The following is a 14,347-nucleotide window of genomic DNA, read 5'->3' as shown; positions in this document are numbered from 1 at the left end:
AACGCGCCGGCATCTTTCGTGACGCTCTGCGATCCGGTGCGCATGGGTCCCGGCTCTTCGCTTCGCTTCGGCCGGGACGACATAGCGGCAGACGCCGAGGCCCTACTCCCGCTTTACCAGCATCGCGACGTAAGCCTCGTGGGCATCGGGCAGCGCCAGCCCGCGCGGCGCGAAGAGGTCGCGCAGCAAGAAATGGCCGGCCAGCGCGAAGCCGTCGCGGACGTCGGCCGGCGGCACGCGATTGGCGCGATCGCCCACCAGGAATCCCGGCAGGCGAAGCAGGCGGTCCCGATAGGGTTCCCCCGCCGTGCGCGACACCGCCCGCGCCGACTTGGGCGAGACGTACACCAGGTCTTCTCGGCTGCCCGTCGCCGCGCATTCATCGAGATCGATGCCAAAACCGCAGTCCGCCAGCACCGCCAGTTCGAACTGGACGAGCGCGCGGGGCGCGATCTCGGGATCGCCGAGGTGCTCGATCAGCCCCAGCGCCAGATCGAACAGCGCCTCGTGCTGCTCGCGCTCCGCCAGCAGGCGTAGCAGCGCGGTCATCAGGTTGAGCCCATGCAGCGTCGCCGGGCTCGCCATGAGATCGCCGGCGCGCAAAAGCGTGGCCTCGACGGCGTAGAAACCGAGGTGTTCCTCCAGCCGCGCGCGCCAGGTCACCTCGACGCTGTTGCCGGGCTGCAGCAGCGGCTGCATCCGCTTCGAGCGGCCGCCCTTCACCAAGCCGAGATGGCGGCCGTGGGTGCGGGTCATCACTTCGAGAATCAGGCTGGTTTCGCCATGCTTCTTCGCGCCGATGATGATGCCGTCGTCGTGCCATTCCATGCGGGACCGGTTTAACACGCCTCGGGCATCTGCACAGATTTGAAGCCGCCGCTGCCCAAAAAGGGGATTGATTCTCGATCCGCATGGGTCTAGCCATGAGCTTCAAATCGCAAGGGACGACCGGTGAAGCAGGACCTTATTGTACGATCGGCGCTGGAGACGAGACGGAGGTAACCTCCGCTTTCTCGCCGCTGGCGCTTACCGAAGGCCCTCTGGGGCCTTTTTTATTGTCCTTTTTTCCAATTCCGTTCGCAGAGCAAGACGAGGCCACCATGTCGACAGAGATGACCGGCGCCCAGATGATCGTTCAGGCGTTCAGGGACCAGAAGGTCGATACGATCTTCGGCTATCCCGGCGGTGCCGTGCTGCCGATCTACGACGCGCTCTATGGCCAGCCGCACATCAAGCACATTCTCGTCCGCCATGAGCAGGGCGCGGGCCATGCGGCGGAGGGCTATGCGCGCTCCAGCGGCAAGGTCGGCGTCGTCCTCGTCACCTCCGGCCCCGGCGCGACCAACGTCGTCACCGCGCTGACGGACGCCCTGCTCGACTCGATCCCGCTGGTCTGCATCACCGGTCAGGTTCCGACCCATCTGATCGGCTCCGACGCGTTCCAGGAGTGCGACACGGTCGGCATCACCCGGCATTGCACCAAGCACAACTATCTCGTCCGCTCGATCGAGGATCTGCCGCGCATCCTGCACGAGGCGTTCTTCGTCGCGACGCATGGTCGGCCCGGCCCGGTCGTCATCGACATCCCGAAGGACGTCCAGTTCGCCCGCGGCACCTACACGGGCCCCGGCAACGAAGGCCACAAGACCTACAAGCCGCGCCTCGACGGCGACCCGATGCGCATCGAGCAGGCGGTGATGATGATGGCCGCCGCCAAGCGGCCGGTCTTCTATACCGGCGGCGGCGTCATCAATTCGGGTCCCGAAGCCTCGAAGCTGCTGCGCGAACTCGTTGCGCTGACCGGCTTCCCCATCACTTCGACCTTGATGGGCCTCGGCTGCTATCCCGCTTCGGGCGACAACTGGCTCGGCATGCTCGGCATGCACGGCACCTACGAAGCCAATCACGCGATGCATGATTGCGACGTGATGATCAACATCGGCGCGCGCTTCGACGACCGCATCACCGGTCGGCTCGACGCCTTCTCGCCGCACTCGCGAAAAATCCACGTCGATATCGATCCGTCCTCGATCAACAAGACGGTCAAGGTCGAGGTCGGCATCATCGGCGACTGCGAACACGTGCTCCGCGCGATGATCGACCTGTGGAAGACGCGAAAGCTCCAGGCCAATGCGGAAGCCTTGAAAAGCTGGTGGAAGGAGATCGGCGTCTGGCGCGACCGCAAGTCGCTCGGCTTCAAGAACTCGACGTCCGTCATCAAGCCGCAGCACGCGGTGCAGCGCCTGCATGCGCTGACCAAGCATCGCGAGACCTACATCACGACCGAGGTCGGGCAGCACCAGATGTGGGCCGCGCAGCACTATCAGTTCGAGGAGCCGAACCGCTGGATGACCTCCGGCGGCCTCGGGACGATGGGCTACGGCCTGCCGGCGGCGGTCGGCGTGCAGATGGCGCACCCGGACGCGCTCGTCATCGACATTGCCGGCGAAGGCTCGATCCTGATGAACATGCAGGAGATGTCGACGGCGGCGCAGTATCGCCTGCCCGTCAAGATCTTCATCCTCAACAACGAGTACCTCGGCATGGTGCGCCAGTGGCAGGAGCTGCTGCATGAAAGCCGCTATTCCGAGAGCTACTCGCAGGCCCTGCCCGACTTCGTGAAGCTGGCGGAAGCCTATGGCGCCCACGGCATCCGCGTGTCGGACCCGGCCAACCTCGACGCGGCGATCCAGGAGATGATCGACTATCCCGGCGCGGTGATCGTCGACTGCCTCGTCGACAAGATGGAGAACTGCTTCCCGATGATCCCGTCGGGCAAGGCGCACAACGAGATGATCTTGGCCGACGACGCCGACCTCGAAATGGAGGCGGTGATCGACGCGGCGGGCAAGATGCTGGTCTAGCTCCGCAGCCGTGTTCCCCTCCCCCTTGCGGGGAGGGGCTAGGGGTGAGGGTTCGCCGGCCAAAAGGCCGGATGACGCTGTCCCACCCTGTTGAGACCTGAACTTCAAGACCAACGAACACGCCGACCCCCACCCCTACCCCTCCCCGCAAGGGGGAGGGGGAGCACCACGGCAGAGGCTGTGGTAGGCCAAACTGGACCGAAGCCATGAACGCCCCGACCACCCCGCCGCTGTCCCCCTACACGACCCCGCCGCAACAGAAGAAGATCGTCTCCCACACGCTCAGCGTGCTCGTCGACAACGAGCCGGGCGTGCTGGCGCGCGTCGTCGGCATGTTTTCCGGGCGCGGCTACAATATCGACAGCCTCACCGTCGCCGAGGTGGCGCATGCTGAGCACCTCTCGCGCATCACCATCGTCACGTCCGGCACGCTCGACGCCATCGAGCAGGTGGTGCTGCAGCTCGATCGGCTGGTGCCGGTGCACAATGTCACCGACCTGACGCTGCAGGGCAAAAGCGTCGAGCGCGAGCTGGCGATGATCAAGGTCGCCGGTCGCGGCGAGGCGCGCCAGGAGGCGCTGCAGCTCGCGGATGCCTTCCGCGCCCGCGTGATCGATGCGTCGACCGCCAGCTTCGTGTTCGAGATCACCGGCGCGGCCTCGAAGATCGACCATTTCGTGGACCTGATGCGCCCGCTTGGCCTGGTCGAAGTGTCCCGCACCGGCGTCGCCGCCATCACCCGCGGCCCGGACAAGATGTAATTCCCCCTTCTCCCGCCTGCGGGAGAAGGTGTCGCGGCGCAGCCGTGACGGATGAGGGCGTCGCAGAAAAGGCCCGGCGCCCTCATCCGACCTTCGCTGACGCGAAGGCCACCTTCTCCCGCAGGCGGGAGAAGGAGAACCTTTACCCGCCCGCCTTCACCCCCTAGAACCTCGCCACCAACTCAAGGATACCCAAGACCATGCGCGTTTATTACGACCGGGATGCCGACCTCAATCTCATCAAGGGCAAGAAGGTCGCCGTCGTCGGCTACGGCAGCCAGGGCCACGCCCATGTGCTGAACATGCGAGATTCCGGCGTGAAGGACGTCGTCGTCGCGCTGCGCGCCGGCTCCGCCACCGCCAAGAAGGCCGAGGGCGAAGGCCTGAAGGTCATGACCGTGGCCGACGCCGCCAAATGGGCCGACGTCGTCATGATGCTGACCCCCGACGAACTCCAGGGCGACATCTACCGCGACGAGCTCGCCCCCAACATGAAGAAGGGCGCGGCGCTGCTGTTTGCCCACGGCCTCAACGTCCACTTCAACCTGATCGAGCCGCGCGCCGACATCGACGTGCTGATGGTCGCCCCCAAGGGCCCCGGCCACACCGTGCGTTCCGAGTACAAGAAGGGCGGCGGCGTGCCCTGCCTGATCGCCATCGCGCAGGATCCGTCGGGCAACGCCCATGACCTCGGCCTGTCCTACGCCTCCGCCATCGGCGGCGGCCGCGCCGGCATCATCGAGACGACCTTCAAGGAAGAATGCGAGACCGATCTGTTCGGCGAGCAGGCCGTGCTCTGCGGCGGCTTGGTCGAGCTGATCCGCGCCGGTTTCGAGACGCTGGTGGAAGCCGGCTACGCGCCCGAAATGGCCTATTTCGAGTGCCTGCACGAAGTGAAGCTGATCGTCGACCTGATCTATGAAGGCGGCATCGCCAACATGAACTACTCGATCTCCAACACGGCCGAGTTCGGCGAATATGTGACGGGCCCGCGCATCATCACGTCCGAGACCAAGGCCGAGATGAAGCGCGTGCTGAACGACATCCAGAGCGGCAAGTTCACCCGCGACTGGATGCTGGAAAACAAGGTCAACCAGACCTCGTTCAAGGCCACGCGCGCCAAGGCGGCCGCCCACCAGATCGAGGAAGTCGGCGCCAAGCTGCGCGGCATGATGCCGTGGATCACCGCCAACAAGATGGTCGACAAAGAGAAGAACTGAGCTTTAAAACAAAGGCGGCTGATATGTTCAGCCGCCTTTATACTTGTATAAATACGTTTTTTATATGAATTGTGTAGGAAATATTGCTTTTGTGACCATATCGAAAAGCTCTTGACCATCGTTTGTGCAACCTTGCCCGCCATGCTCTAGCGTTTCGCGCTTATGCTCCCAAGAATTGCTGCTTGCGAAAAAGAAAACCGGCGTCTTATCGCCACGCTTCCTTATTTGATCCAATAACATATAGCCTTCCCTCGGCCCTTCACGGCGCCCCATGTCCGATATCACTGCCCTAAATTTTGAATGTGATAGCTTGGACAAAGCGTCGTCGGTATTTTCTGACAATACGAACTGGACACCGACCGATTCTAGAGCCTTGCGTTCGTAGATATTATTGTCAGGATTATCATCAACCCACAGTACTAATGGATTCCTCACGCTTTCCCGAACTAACGTAACCGCACTTTCGACGCTTTTCACGACGCCCTCAATATCAGAAACACTGATATCGTGCCTTTCTGTATCTTTGCTTTGCTTTGCAGCCGTTAAGTTAGCCACTGCTGATAGCCTCATTCTTTGAAGCTCCAGAAATGTCTCCTCTTTTTTGTAATCGCCTGGCGCAAACAACTGACCGGCCCTAAAGGCAACAAGATACGTAAAAACAGCTAAAACCACGAACGGAAACGATATTAAAAAATAAATAAGAGGCATTCGTTCTGAAGAAGTGAGTGATCCACCCGTTATAATGACAACACTTCCAGTCCATAGACTAGTACTATAAATAAGGCGATTATACCGAGTGGGTTACGGGATAGAACTACAGCAGTCCCGCCGAATGATTTCAGGGAATTTTGCGCCATAAGGAATGCTCGGTTTCAGGAATTTCGATTAAAGGCGTGATACAACATCTTACGCAAGGACGATGTTCGGATTAAACATACATGCTTCCCCAGGTCACTTCTCAAGCCGCATCAGGCGACGTGCGGCACCGGGTGAGCGTTTTGCCGCGCCGCATATTCAAGCGAGGCAGTAATGTCCCCGTCTTCAAGCAACGGATAATCTGCCAGGATTTCGGCCCGCGCGGCACCGGCCGCCATAAGGTCGAGCACATCCTTCACGCGAATCCGTAAGCCGCGCAGACAGGGCCGTCCGCCACACTGCTCGGGATCGATGGTGATGCGGTGCACTTCGCTCACGATATCCTCTGTTCGCGTTCATTCATTTTAGTCGTCATTTATAACCTCGTTCAGCTCCGGTTATCGACCTCAAACCACTATTTCGACCACATCAAGCGCCTCTTTCAAGGCGCCCAAGCACTCCCCCAGCGTCGCGTCCAAGCGCTCGTAGAGGAGTTGGTCGAAGGCTTCGTCGCTCTGCCCCGCCTGCGCCTGCTGCAAGGCCTTGATATAGGCGAGGCGATCCTCGGGACGCACCGCGACGGGCGGAAAGCCGCCACGCAGCAGGATCAGATTCATGAGAAGACGGGCCGTGCGTCCGTTGCCGTCGTTGAAGGGATGGATCGCGACCAGACGCCGATGGGCCGCAAAGGCCGTGTCCGGCGTATCGGCTGCCCCGCCGAGCCAAGAGGCAAAGTCACCCATGAGGGCCGGCACCTCGGCGGGCGAAGGGAAATGGCGCCGCCCCACATCTGTCGCGACGTATCGACCCTGATTGGCATAGTATCCGGCTAGATCCGGTTCTGAACGCCGCACCACCAGCGCATGCAGGCTCCGGATGTCGAACTCGGTCAAGGCGGCCGCGTTGTGCGCCAGCGCGCGGATATAATGCAGGGCGTCGTGATGGTCGATCGCCTCGAGGTGATCCTTGAGCGACTTGCCGCCGACCGTGATGCCGTGCTCGATCAACAGGTTCGTCTCGCTCTGCGTGAGCGTGTTCCCCTCGATCGCGATCGACGTGTAGGTAAGCTCCAGGTCGTGAGCGCGTGCGAGATTGGTGAGGGCGCCCGGCGCCATTGGCCTCAGCCGGTCGAGCTGGGTCTTCTTGTGTTCGACAGACATGACAAGCGCCTGGAGCATCACCGATTGTAGCATATCTGGCGACCGAGCGGCACAGGTCAAACAAACGGCATGCGCAATGAGAGATCGCTTGCCGTAAACAAGATCCTGTCTCGCCGAAGCGATCCGCGTTATTCTCCGCGATGATCTGGCATGCCAAAGACAAGGCGCGTTTCATGTCCCAAGCCCCCGACAGGACCGTTCGCTTTCGCGCTTTCCGCGACGAGGACGCCGACGTCTGGGTTGCCACAAGTGACGCAGACCGCATCACGACGGAAGCGGTGAGCAAGCAAGAGATCATCGACCGTCTCAGCGTTATCGTGCCGGATGTCCTACAAAGCCGGAACGACGCCCCAACGAGCCTAACGATCGTGATAGATTGGCAAGAATTGCGGACGATCGATCAAACAGCTTTCGCCGTGGCCTGACATTAGCCGATCTCTACGGTGAGCTGCGCCGTATCCTTGCCGACGCAGGGTGCGCCTTCGTCCGCCAAGGGAAAGGCGATCACGAGATCTGGTTCAGCCCGGTGACGAAAGAGACATTTTCCGTCGATAAGGGCGTTAAATCCAGGCACTCCGCGAACGCCTATCTAAAAGACGCCGGACTGCCGAAACGATTCTGATCTGACTGATCGCACGGATTACAGTCGCGCCGCCCTTTGCGCCCACCCACGGAGCGCGCGCCCGTCAAAAGACCCACCCCCAACCTTTTTCCCCTGCCCTTCATGGACGCGACGGATCGATCGTCTTAAGGACAACACTCCGTTCCGCAGCCGAAGAGACCTCATGGCCGACCCCGTCATCTCCGATCATGCGTCCGCAGCGCTCGCCTATCATCGGCTGCCGCGGCCGGGAAAACTCGAAATCCAGGCCACCAAGCCGCTGGCGACCCAGCGCGACCTCGGCCTCGCCTATACGCCGGGCGTCGCCGACGCCTGCATGGCGATCCATGCCGACCCGGCCGAAGCCGACAATCTGACGATCCGCCAGAACCTCGTTGCGGTGCTGACCAACGGGACGGCCGTGCTCGGCCTCGGCAACATCGGCCCGCTGGCCTCGAAGCCGGTGATGGAAGGCAAGGCGGTCCTCTTCAAAAAGTTCGCCGGCATCGACGTGTTCGACATCGAGGTCGACTGCTCGGATCCGCAGAAGCTGATCGAGATCGTGGCCTCGCTGGAGCCGACTTTTGGCGGCATCAACCTCGAGGACATCAAGGCCCCGGAATGCTTCGAGGTCGAGCGCGTGCTGCGCGAGCGGATGAAGATCCCGGTCTTCCATGACGATCAGCACGGCACCGCGATCATCGTCGGCGCGGCGATCGTCAACGCCATGGAATACGGCAAGAAGTCGCTTGCCGACGCCAAGATCGTGACGTCGGGTGCCGGCGCCGCGGCGCTGGCCTGCCTCGATCTGCTGGTAACGCTCGGCGCCAAGCACGAGAACATCACCGTCACCGACATCAAGGGCGTGGTTTATAAAGGCCGCACCGAACTGATGGACGACCGCAAGGCGATCTACGCCCGCGAGACCAACGCCCGCAGCCTCGACGACGTGATCGAGGGCGCCGACGTGTTCCTCGGCCTTTCCGCCGGCGGCGTGCTGAAGCGCGAGATGATCCTGAAAATGGCGGACAAGCCGCTGATCATGGCGCTCGCCAACCCGACGCCCGAAATCGAGCCGGCCGAGGCCATCGCGGCGCGGCCGGACGCGCTGATCTGCACCGGGCGCTCGGACTACCCGAACCAAGTCAACAACGTCCTCTGCTTCCCCTACATTTTTCGCGGTGCGTTGGACGTTTCGGCGTCGGCGATCAACGAGGAGATGAAGCTGGCGGCGGTCTATGCCATCGCCAAGCTGGCGCACGAGGCGCCCTCCGATGTCGTCGCCCGCGCCTACGGCGGCGAAGCCCGGCTGTTCGGCAAGGACAGCCTGATCCCCTCCCCCTTCGATCCCCGGCTGATCCTGCGCATCGCTCCGGCCGTCGCCAAGGCGGCGATGGATTCCGGCGTCGCGCGCAAGCCGATCCCGGACTTCGACGCCTACAACGAGCAGCTGTCGCGCTTCGTCTTCCGCTCCGGCTTCATCATGAAGCCGCTGATGCAGGCGGCGAAGAACAATCCGAAGCGTGTGATCTTCGCCGAGGGCGAGGACGAGCGGGTGTTGTCCGCGGTGCAGTCGATCCAGGAAGAGGGCATCGCCAAGGTCACGCTGATCGGGCGCCCCGAGGTTATCGAATCGCGGCTCGAGCGCTTCGGCCTGACGATCCGGCCGGGCAAGGACTTCGAGATCGTCAACCCGAACGACGATCCGCGCTACCGCGACTATGTCGCGACCTATCTCGAATGCGCGGGCCGCCTCGGGATCACCCCGAACGTCGCCCGCACCCAGGTGCGCACCAACTCGACGGTCATCGCCGCCATCGCGGTGAAACGCGGCGACGCGGATGCGATGATCTGCGGGCTGGAAGGCCGCTTCCACACGCGCTTACGCTACATCCGGGAGATCATCGGCCTGATCCCGGGCGCAACGGATTTTTCGGCGATGAGCCTGATGATCACCACCAAGGGCGCCTTTTTCATCACCGACACGCAGGTGCGCCACAACCCGACGGCGCAGGAGATCGCGGAAAACGCGCTGATGTCGGCCCGCCACGTCCGCCGCTTCGGCCTGGAGCCGAAGATCGCGCTGGTGTCGCATTCCGACTTCGGCACCGACGACTCGCCCTCGGCGGTAAAAATGCGCGAGGCGCTGAAGATCCTGCGCGAGACGGCGCCGGACCTCGAAGTCGACGGTGAGATGCAGGCGGATACCGCGCTGTCGCAGGAGATCCGCGATCGCGTGCTGCCCAGCTCGCGCCTCAAGGGCGAGGCCAACGTGCTGGTCATGCCGAACCTGGACGCCGCCAACATCGCCTATCAGATGACGAAGATGATGGCGGACGCCCTGCCGGTCGGCCCGATCCTCATCGGCTCGGCCCTGCCGGCGCATATTTTGACGCCGTCGGTGACCGCGCGCGGCATCGTCAACATGACGGCACTGGCGGTGGCGGAAGCGCAGGCCGAGTCCGGCTTCAAGCCGCACGCGGATATTTTCTGAGGGGACACGTCATTCCGGGACGCGCGTAGCGCGGACCCGGAACCGGTGCACTCCGAAGATCGTCGTGAGCGCGCGTTGAGATTGAAGAACACCGGTTCCGGGTTGGGCTCCGCCGCCCCGGAATGACGTGGTTTGCCGAGCTTCGCCGACCTCATTTACCAGCCCAGCCCCGCCTCCCCGCGGTTGATCCGTTCGACTTCGACCGTGAACCCCGCGTCGTCTCGCAACACCAAACCCGGCGCGATCGCCAGCGGGGCGCGGCTGCCCTTCACCGCACGCGCCAGCACGCGTTTGGCCGGCTCGCCCGCCTTGGTGTGAACCGGCAACACCGTCACCGCACCCGCCCGGCGCTGCAGCGCGGCCAGCATGTCGGGCAGCGCCTCCGCGCGATGGATAAGGATGAGCGTGCCATGCGCGTTCAGCAGCGCCAGACAGGCGACGATCCAGGCTTCCAACCCGCCCTCGCCGCTGACATGGGCCGCCCGCCGCCGCGGGTCGGACGATTCCCGCACCGCTCCGAGCGCGTAAAATGGCGGATTGGTGATCACGAGATCGGCCTTGCCATCCAAGGCTACGGCGTTGCGGCTCGCTGGAGACAGCAGGTCGCAGGCGTGGAGCCCCACCCGATCCGCTAGACCATTGGCCGCGATATTCGTCGCCGCGAGCCTTGCGCTGAGCGGATCGCTCTCGACCAATCCGACACGCGCCGCCGGACAGGTCAGCGCCGCGCCTAGCCCGGCCGTCCCGACACCGGCACCGGCGTCATACAAAAGCCCGGCAAAGTCGCGCGGCACGGCGGCGGCGAGAAGCACGGCATCGGTGCCGCCGCGGTGGCCTTTCGCCGGCTGCTGCAGCATCAGGCGGCCGCCGAAAAACGCGTCGCGCGTCAGTGCCCCATCGCTCTCCGCACGATCACCCATTTTTGAGTTCGTCGAGCAGGCCGACCGCGTGCATCGCCAGACGGGCGCGCGACAGATCGTCCTTGTCGATGAGGATGCGGCGCGGGAGGAAGCCGAGCGAGCCTTCCATGGCGCTCATATACTGATCGGCAACGAAGAAATCGATTTCGTGTTCGTCCAGGAGCGCCTCGATCCGGGAGATCAGGACGATGTCGTTCGTACGCAGAAGTTCGATCATCTTTGACCCGGGGGAACGTGCTTCATCTTGCATGGGGTCCTGCGTCCTGCAAGGGTGCGCGCAGATGCGGCAGGTGTCCCAAGCACGGCGCATCCCAGGTTCTATCCAACACGACGGAGATTAGGTTTTGGGCGTCGTCATCCCCTTGGAAGACAAAATGGTCGAACCGGCGATCTCCGGGCTCGTGGGTCTGGTCGCGGCCGACATGCGGCGGGTCGACGAGACCATTCTGGGGCGTGCCGCCTCGCATGTCTCGATGATCCCGGATATCGCGCACCACCTCATCGCCTCGGGCGGCAAGCGGTTGCGCCCGATGCTGACGCTGGCGGCCGCCGGCATGTGCGACTACGACGGCGCGGGCCACATCAAGCTCGCCGCCGCCGTCGAGTTCATGCACACGGCGACGCTGCTGCACGACGACGTCGTCGACCAGAGCGACATGCGGCGCGGCAAGCTCGCGGCGCGGATGCTGTGGGGCAACGAGGCCAGCGTGCTGGTCGGCGACTTTCTCCTCGGCCAGGCTTTTAAGATGATGGTCGAGGTCGGCTCCCTGCCCTGCCTCGACGTGCTGTCGTCCTCGGCCGTGGTCATCGCCGAGGGCGAGGTGATGCAGCTCTCCGCCGCCAAGGACACGCAGACCAGCGAGGACGACTATCTCGCGGTGATCCGGGCGAAGACCGCGGCCTTGTTCGGCGCCGCCTGCGAGGTCGGCGCCATTTTGGGTAGCCGCAGCAAGGCCGAGATCGCGGCGTGCCGCGGCTACGGCGTCAACCTCGGCATCGCCTTCCAGTTGATCGACGACGCGCTCGACTACGGCGGCACCGCCGCCAAACTCGGCAAGAACGTCGGCGACGATTTTCGCGAGGGCAAGATCACCCTGCCCGTCGTACTGTCCTTCCGCCGGGGATCCGAGGCCGAGCGCGCCTTCTGGACGCGGACGCTGGAAAAGGCCGAGCACGCGGACGGCGATCTCGAGACCGCCATCGCCACGATGCGCAAGCACCGCGCCTTGGAAGACACGATCGAGCGCGCCCGGCATTACGGCGCCATGGCCCGCGACGCCCTGGAACTGTTCCCGGCCTCACCCTACAAGACCGCGCTGAACGACGTGGTGGATTTCTGTATCAGCCGCTCGCATTGAGGGGCTGAATGTCTCCCCGCCGTTCAGCAGAGCCGAGGCGGGTATGAAGCGGATAACGTCTGCCGACTTGATTGCGGGTTTGCAGGCGGGGACGGCGCGGCAACCGGCACAAGCCACCGTCGTCACGGACGACGGCACCGACCTTTTCGTCATGCTTTCAGTCGAAGACTATTTGGTTTTGATGGGCGATGACACGGGTCGGCCGCTCACCAGCAAGGAAGAAGAGCAAGTTGCCGACGAGCTCGATGTGGATCTAGATGCGATCGAGTGGAATCGATAACTTCGATCTTTCGTTGCCACCGGGTGATTGATCAAGGTGACTGTCACCGCCCTTGACCGCCATGAGCATATCCTCATAATCATCTGACGCTACTGAAGGTGTTCGATGCGGTCTCTGCGCTGGGTTCGCTCGTCGCGTAAAGACTATGGCCAGTTTCCTGGACACGTTCAGGATGCTTTTGGCTTTCAACTTTATCTGGCACAGCTCGGATTGCATCCGCCGTCCGCGAAGCCGCTGAAAGGCTTCGGCAGTGGGATCGTCGAACTGATCGAGGATTTCGAGGGCGATGCCTTTCGTGCGGTCTATACCGTGCGGTTTGCGACCGCGATTTATGTGCTTCACGCGTTCAAGAAGAAGTCGAAGAGTGGGATCAAGACACCGCAAACCGATCTCGCCTTAATCAGGAAAAGGTTCAAGGACGCGGAGACGGATTACGACGCACTTCGGAAGGATGAACATGGAACCCGATGAGCCATCGATTCATAGTGGGGATGCCAACATCTTTGCTGAGCTGAAGCGGCCCGATGCCGATACTCACATGCTCAAGGCGCAGCTCGTCGCCGAGCTCTATCGCATGACGGCCGAACGCAACCTGACGCAAACCCAGGCCGGCGCTCTCATGGGGCTCACGCAACCGGAGGTATCGCGTCTGTTCAAAGGCACGTTTCGGGAATATTCCGTCGAACGCCTAATGGGCTTTTTGACCGCCTTCGACCGGAGCGTCGAGATCGTATCGCGGCCGCTTGCCGTCGGCGAACCTCGTGGTCCGGTCACGCTCCGGCCTGCGAAGGTCTGACGCCCTACCCCAGCATCGTCGCCTTCACCCACCAGCCCGGGTGCGCGCTCTGGATCGTCTTCTTCGCTCGCCCGGCATGTTTGCAGTCGGTGAACAGGGCGACGCAGGTGGCGCCGGAGCCGGACATGCGGGCAAGCCGGCAGCCCGGTGCAGCGGAAAGCACCGCCAGCACATCGGACACGACGGGGGCCAGCACGCAGGCCGCATCTTCCATGTCGTTGCGGCCGCGCTTCAGCAGGGCGAACACGTCGGTGGCGCTCTCGCCGCCGACAAACGACGGATGGGCGCTGGCGCTGTTGTGCCAACCCGCGGCCAGATTCATCCGCTTGAACACGGCCTTGGTTTCGAGCGGCACGCCGGGATTGACGATCAGCGCCGGCAGGGGCGGCAGCGCCAGAGGCGGCCCCAGAATGTCGCCGACACCGCTCATCATCCGCGCCGTGGCCCCGAGGCAGACCGGAATGTCGGCGCCGTTCTCCGCCGCCGCTTCGACGAGACGTGGATCGTCAGGCGACAAACCATTGAGACGCGCCAGCAGGCGCAGGGCGGCCGCTGCATCCGACGAACCGCCGCCGATGCCGGCCGCCACGGGCAGCCGTTTGACGAGGTGGAACACACCGAGCTGCAGCCCGGGCACGCGGGCCGCGAGCGAGCGGGCCACGCGGCAGACGAGGTTGTCCTCGATCGCGCCAGAGGCCGCAGCGGTCGGCCCGTCGACGGTCAGGCCGAGCGTCGGGCCGGGATCGAGCGTCAGCGTGTCGCCGCTGCGGGTGAAGACCACCAGACTTTCCAGCGCGTGCCAGCCGTTGTCGCGACGACCGGTGATGTGCAGGGTCAGGTTGATCTTGGCAGGCGCGCGTTCGATCAGACGGACGGTCGGTTCAAGCGTGTCGAGCAAGACGGCGAGCCTTAGCCGCCGCTCTTCGGCGTCACCGACGAGTCGGAGGCCGGCGCGTCGTTTGCGGCCGGCACCTTCTCCTTGGCGTCGGCCGCCACGGGCGGCTTGTCGTCCGGCAGCCCGTGCTCGACCTTGTCGAG

At 63.4% G+C, this 14,347-nt stretch carries 17 protein-coding genes; 10 read left to right on the top strand and 7 right to left on the bottom strand.

What is annotated here, in order from left to right; translation table 11 throughout:
* Positions 1–102: 102 nt before the first annotated feature.
* Entirely contained in the window at positions 103–828 is a 726-nt protein-coding gene (gene recO, locus GSQ79_RS10890; RefSeq protein ID WP_158808744.1) for a DNA repair protein RecO, read from the bottom strand.
* Positions 829–1,100: 272 nt separating this feature from the next.
* Between recO and GSQ79_RS10885 the strand changes: the two genes are divergently transcribed.
* The 3 genes from GSQ79_RS10885 (at position 1,101) to ilvC (ending at position 4,845) form a co-directional block, all read left to right on the top strand.
* Positions 1,101–2,864: an acetolactate synthase 3 large subunit gene (locus tag GSQ79_RS10885; protein ID WP_158808743.1), complete on the top strand. Its 1,764-nt coding sequence runs from the start codon at positions 1,101–1,103 to the stop codon at positions 2,862–2,864.
* 206 nt (positions 2,865–3,070) lie between these two features.
* Positions 3,071–3,625, top strand: a complete 555-nt coding sequence (gene ilvN / locus GSQ79_RS10880) for an acetolactate synthase small subunit (protein WP_158808742.1) — start codon at positions 3,071–3,073, stop codon at positions 3,623–3,625.
* 200 nt (positions 3,626–3,825) lie between these two features.
* Positions 3,826–4,845 carry a ketol-acid reductoisomerase gene (gene ilvC / locus GSQ79_RS10875; protein ID WP_158808741.1) on the top strand — a complete coding sequence of 340 codons (1,020 nt, stop codon included), beginning with the start codon at positions 3,826–3,828 and terminating at the stop codon, positions 4,843–4,845.
* A gap of 60 nt (positions 4,846–4,905) precedes the next feature.
* Here ilvC and GSQ79_RS10870 read toward each other — a convergent pair whose 3' ends face one another.
* From GSQ79_RS10870 to GSQ79_RS10860, 3 genes are all read right to left on the bottom strand, one after another.
* Complete coding sequence (locus GSQ79_RS10870; RefSeq protein WP_158808740.1) at positions 4,906–5,517, bottom strand: response regulator; 612 nt, start codon at positions 5,515–5,517, stop codon at positions 4,906–4,908.
* A 296-nt stretch (positions 5,518–5,813) separates the two neighbouring features.
* Positions 5,814–6,038, bottom strand: coding sequence for a DUF433 domain-containing protein (locus GSQ79_RS10865; protein WP_158808739.1), 225 nt, complete (start codon positions 6,036–6,038; stop codon positions 5,814–5,816).
* A 69-nt stretch (positions 6,039–6,107) separates the two neighbouring features.
* Positions 6,108–6,860: a Fic family protein gene (locus tag GSQ79_RS10860; RefSeq protein WP_246725255.1), complete on the bottom strand. Its 753-nt coding sequence runs from the start codon at positions 6,858–6,860 to the stop codon at positions 6,108–6,110.
* Positions 6,861–7,000: 140 nt separating this feature from the next.
* Between GSQ79_RS10860 and GSQ79_RS30310 the strand changes: the two genes are divergently transcribed.
* The 3 genes from GSQ79_RS30310 (at position 7,001) to GSQ79_RS10845 (ending at position 9,955) form a co-directional block, all read left to right on the top strand.
* Positions 7,001–7,285, top strand: a complete 285-nt coding sequence (locus GSQ79_RS30310; protein ID WP_368669936.1) for a DUF1902 domain-containing protein — start codon at positions 7,001–7,003, stop codon at positions 7,283–7,285.
* Entirely contained in the window at positions 7,282–7,482 is a 201-nt protein-coding gene (locus tag GSQ79_RS10850; RefSeq protein ID WP_158808751.1) for a type II toxin-antitoxin system HicA family toxin, read from the top strand. The genes GSQ79_RS30310 and GSQ79_RS10850 overlap by 4 nt, the downstream gene beginning before the upstream one ends.
* A 163-nt stretch (positions 7,483–7,645) precedes the next feature.
* Positions 7,646–9,955: an NADP-dependent malic enzyme gene (locus tag GSQ79_RS10845; RefSeq protein ID WP_158808736.1), complete on the top strand. Its 2,310-nt coding sequence runs from the start codon at positions 7,646–7,648 to the stop codon at positions 9,953–9,955.
* A gap of 155 nt (positions 9,956–10,110) precedes the next feature.
* Here the strand turns inward: GSQ79_RS10845 and GSQ79_RS10840 are convergent, their stop codons facing one another.
* Together GSQ79_RS10840 and GSQ79_RS10835 are read right to left on the bottom strand one after the other, a co-directional pair.
* Entirely contained in the window at positions 10,111–10,875 is a 765-nt protein-coding gene (locus GSQ79_RS10840) for a tRNA1(Val) (adenine(37)-N6)-methyltransferase (protein WP_158808735.1), read from the bottom strand.
* Positions 10,868–11,092, bottom strand: a complete 225-nt coding sequence (locus GSQ79_RS10835; protein WP_158808734.1) for a DUF2007 domain-containing protein — start codon at positions 11,090–11,092, stop codon at positions 10,868–10,870. The genes GSQ79_RS10840 and GSQ79_RS10835 overlap by 8 nt, the downstream gene beginning before the upstream one ends.
* A gap of 157 nt (positions 11,093–11,249) precedes the next feature.
* On the opposite strand from GSQ79_RS10835, the gene GSQ79_RS10830 reads away from it, so the two are divergent.
* The 4 genes from GSQ79_RS10830 (at position 11,250) to GSQ79_RS10815 (ending at position 13,309) form a co-directional block, all read left to right on the top strand.
* Positions 11,250–12,233: a polyprenyl synthetase family protein gene (locus tag GSQ79_RS10830; protein WP_158808733.1), complete on the top strand. Its 984-nt coding sequence runs from the start codon at positions 11,250–11,252 to the stop codon at positions 12,231–12,233.
* 43 nt (positions 12,234–12,276) lie between these two features.
* On the top strand, positions 12,277–12,513 hold the full coding sequence (locus GSQ79_RS10825; protein ID WP_158808732.1) for a hypothetical protein: 237 nt from the start codon (positions 12,277–12,279) through the stop codon (positions 12,511–12,513).
* 105 nt (positions 12,514–12,618) lie between these two features.
* Positions 12,619–12,984, top strand: a complete 366-nt coding sequence (locus GSQ79_RS10820) for a type II toxin-antitoxin system RelE/ParE family toxin (protein WP_158808731.1) — start codon at positions 12,619–12,621, stop codon at positions 12,982–12,984.
* On the top strand, positions 12,971–13,309 hold the full coding sequence (locus GSQ79_RS10815; RefSeq protein ID WP_158808730.1) for a helix-turn-helix domain-containing protein: 339 nt from the start codon (positions 12,971–12,973) through the stop codon (positions 13,307–13,309). Before GSQ79_RS10820 ends, GSQ79_RS10815 begins: the two co-directional genes overlap by 14 nt.
* A 4-nt stretch (positions 13,310–13,313) precedes the next feature.
* On the opposite strand, the gene GSQ79_RS10810 is transcribed toward GSQ79_RS10815, so the two are convergent.
* Positions 13,314–14,207, bottom strand: a complete 894-nt coding sequence (locus GSQ79_RS10810; protein ID WP_158808729.1) for a 4-(cytidine 5'-diphospho)-2-C-methyl-D-erythritol kinase — start codon at positions 14,205–14,207, stop codon at positions 13,314–13,316.
* Positions 14,208–14,347 lie beyond the last annotated feature (140 nt).

The sequence above is a fragment of the Beijerinckia sp. L45 genome (assembly GCF_009765775.1).
GTDB lineage: Bacteria > Pseudomonadota > Alphaproteobacteria > Rhizobiales > Beijerinckiaceae > RH-AL1.
Note: the sequence above shows the minus strand (reverse complement) of the source record. Positions and strands in the feature narration are given on the sequence as shown.

Bases quoted from the DNA above. Each gene is read 5' to 3' on its own strand.
- recO (WP_158808744.1), bottom strand. From the start codon at position 828: ATGGAATGGCACGACGACGGCATCATCATCGGCGCGAAGAAGCATGGC.
- GSQ79_RS10885 (WP_158808743.1), top strand. From the start codon at position 1,101: ATGTCGACAGAGATGACCGGCGCCCAGATGATCGTTCAGGCGTTCAGG.
- ilvN (WP_158808742.1), top strand. From the start codon at position 3,071: ATGAACGCCCCGACCACCCCGCCGCTGTCCCCCTACACGACCCCGCCG.
- ilvC (WP_158808741.1), top strand. From the start codon at position 3,826: ATGCGCGTTTATTACGACCGGGATGCCGACCTCAATCTCATCAAGGGC.
- GSQ79_RS10860 (WP_246725255.1), bottom strand. From the start codon at position 6,860: ATGTCTGTCGAACACAAGAAGACCCAGCTCGACCGGCTGAGGCCAATG.
- GSQ79_RS30310 (WP_368669936.1), top strand. From the start codon at position 7,001: ATGATCTGGCATGCCAAAGACAAGGCGCGTTTCATGTCCCAAGCCCCC.
- GSQ79_RS10845 (WP_158808736.1), top strand. From the start codon at position 7,646: ATGGCCGACCCCGTCATCTCCGATCATGCGTCCGCAGCGCTCGCCTAT.
- GSQ79_RS10840 (WP_158808735.1), bottom strand. From the start codon at position 10,875: ATGGGTGATCGTGCGGAGAGCGATGGGGCACTGACGCGCGACGCGTTT.
- GSQ79_RS10835 (WP_158808734.1), bottom strand. From the start codon at position 11,092: ATGATCGAACTTCTGCGTACGAACGACATCGTCCTGATCTCCCGGATC.
- GSQ79_RS10830 (WP_158808733.1), top strand. From the start codon at position 11,250: ATGGTCGAACCGGCGATCTCCGGGCTCGTGGGTCTGGTCGCGGCCGAC.
- GSQ79_RS10825 (WP_158808732.1), top strand. From the start codon at position 12,277: ATGAAGCGGATAACGTCTGCCGACTTGATTGCGGGTTTGCAGGCGGGG.
- GSQ79_RS10820 (WP_158808731.1), top strand. From the start codon at position 12,619: ATGCGGTCTCTGCGCTGGGTTCGCTCGTCGCGTAAAGACTATGGCCAG.
- GSQ79_RS10815 (WP_158808730.1), top strand. From the start codon at position 12,971: ATGGAACCCGATGAGCCATCGATTCATAGTGGGGATGCCAACATCTTT.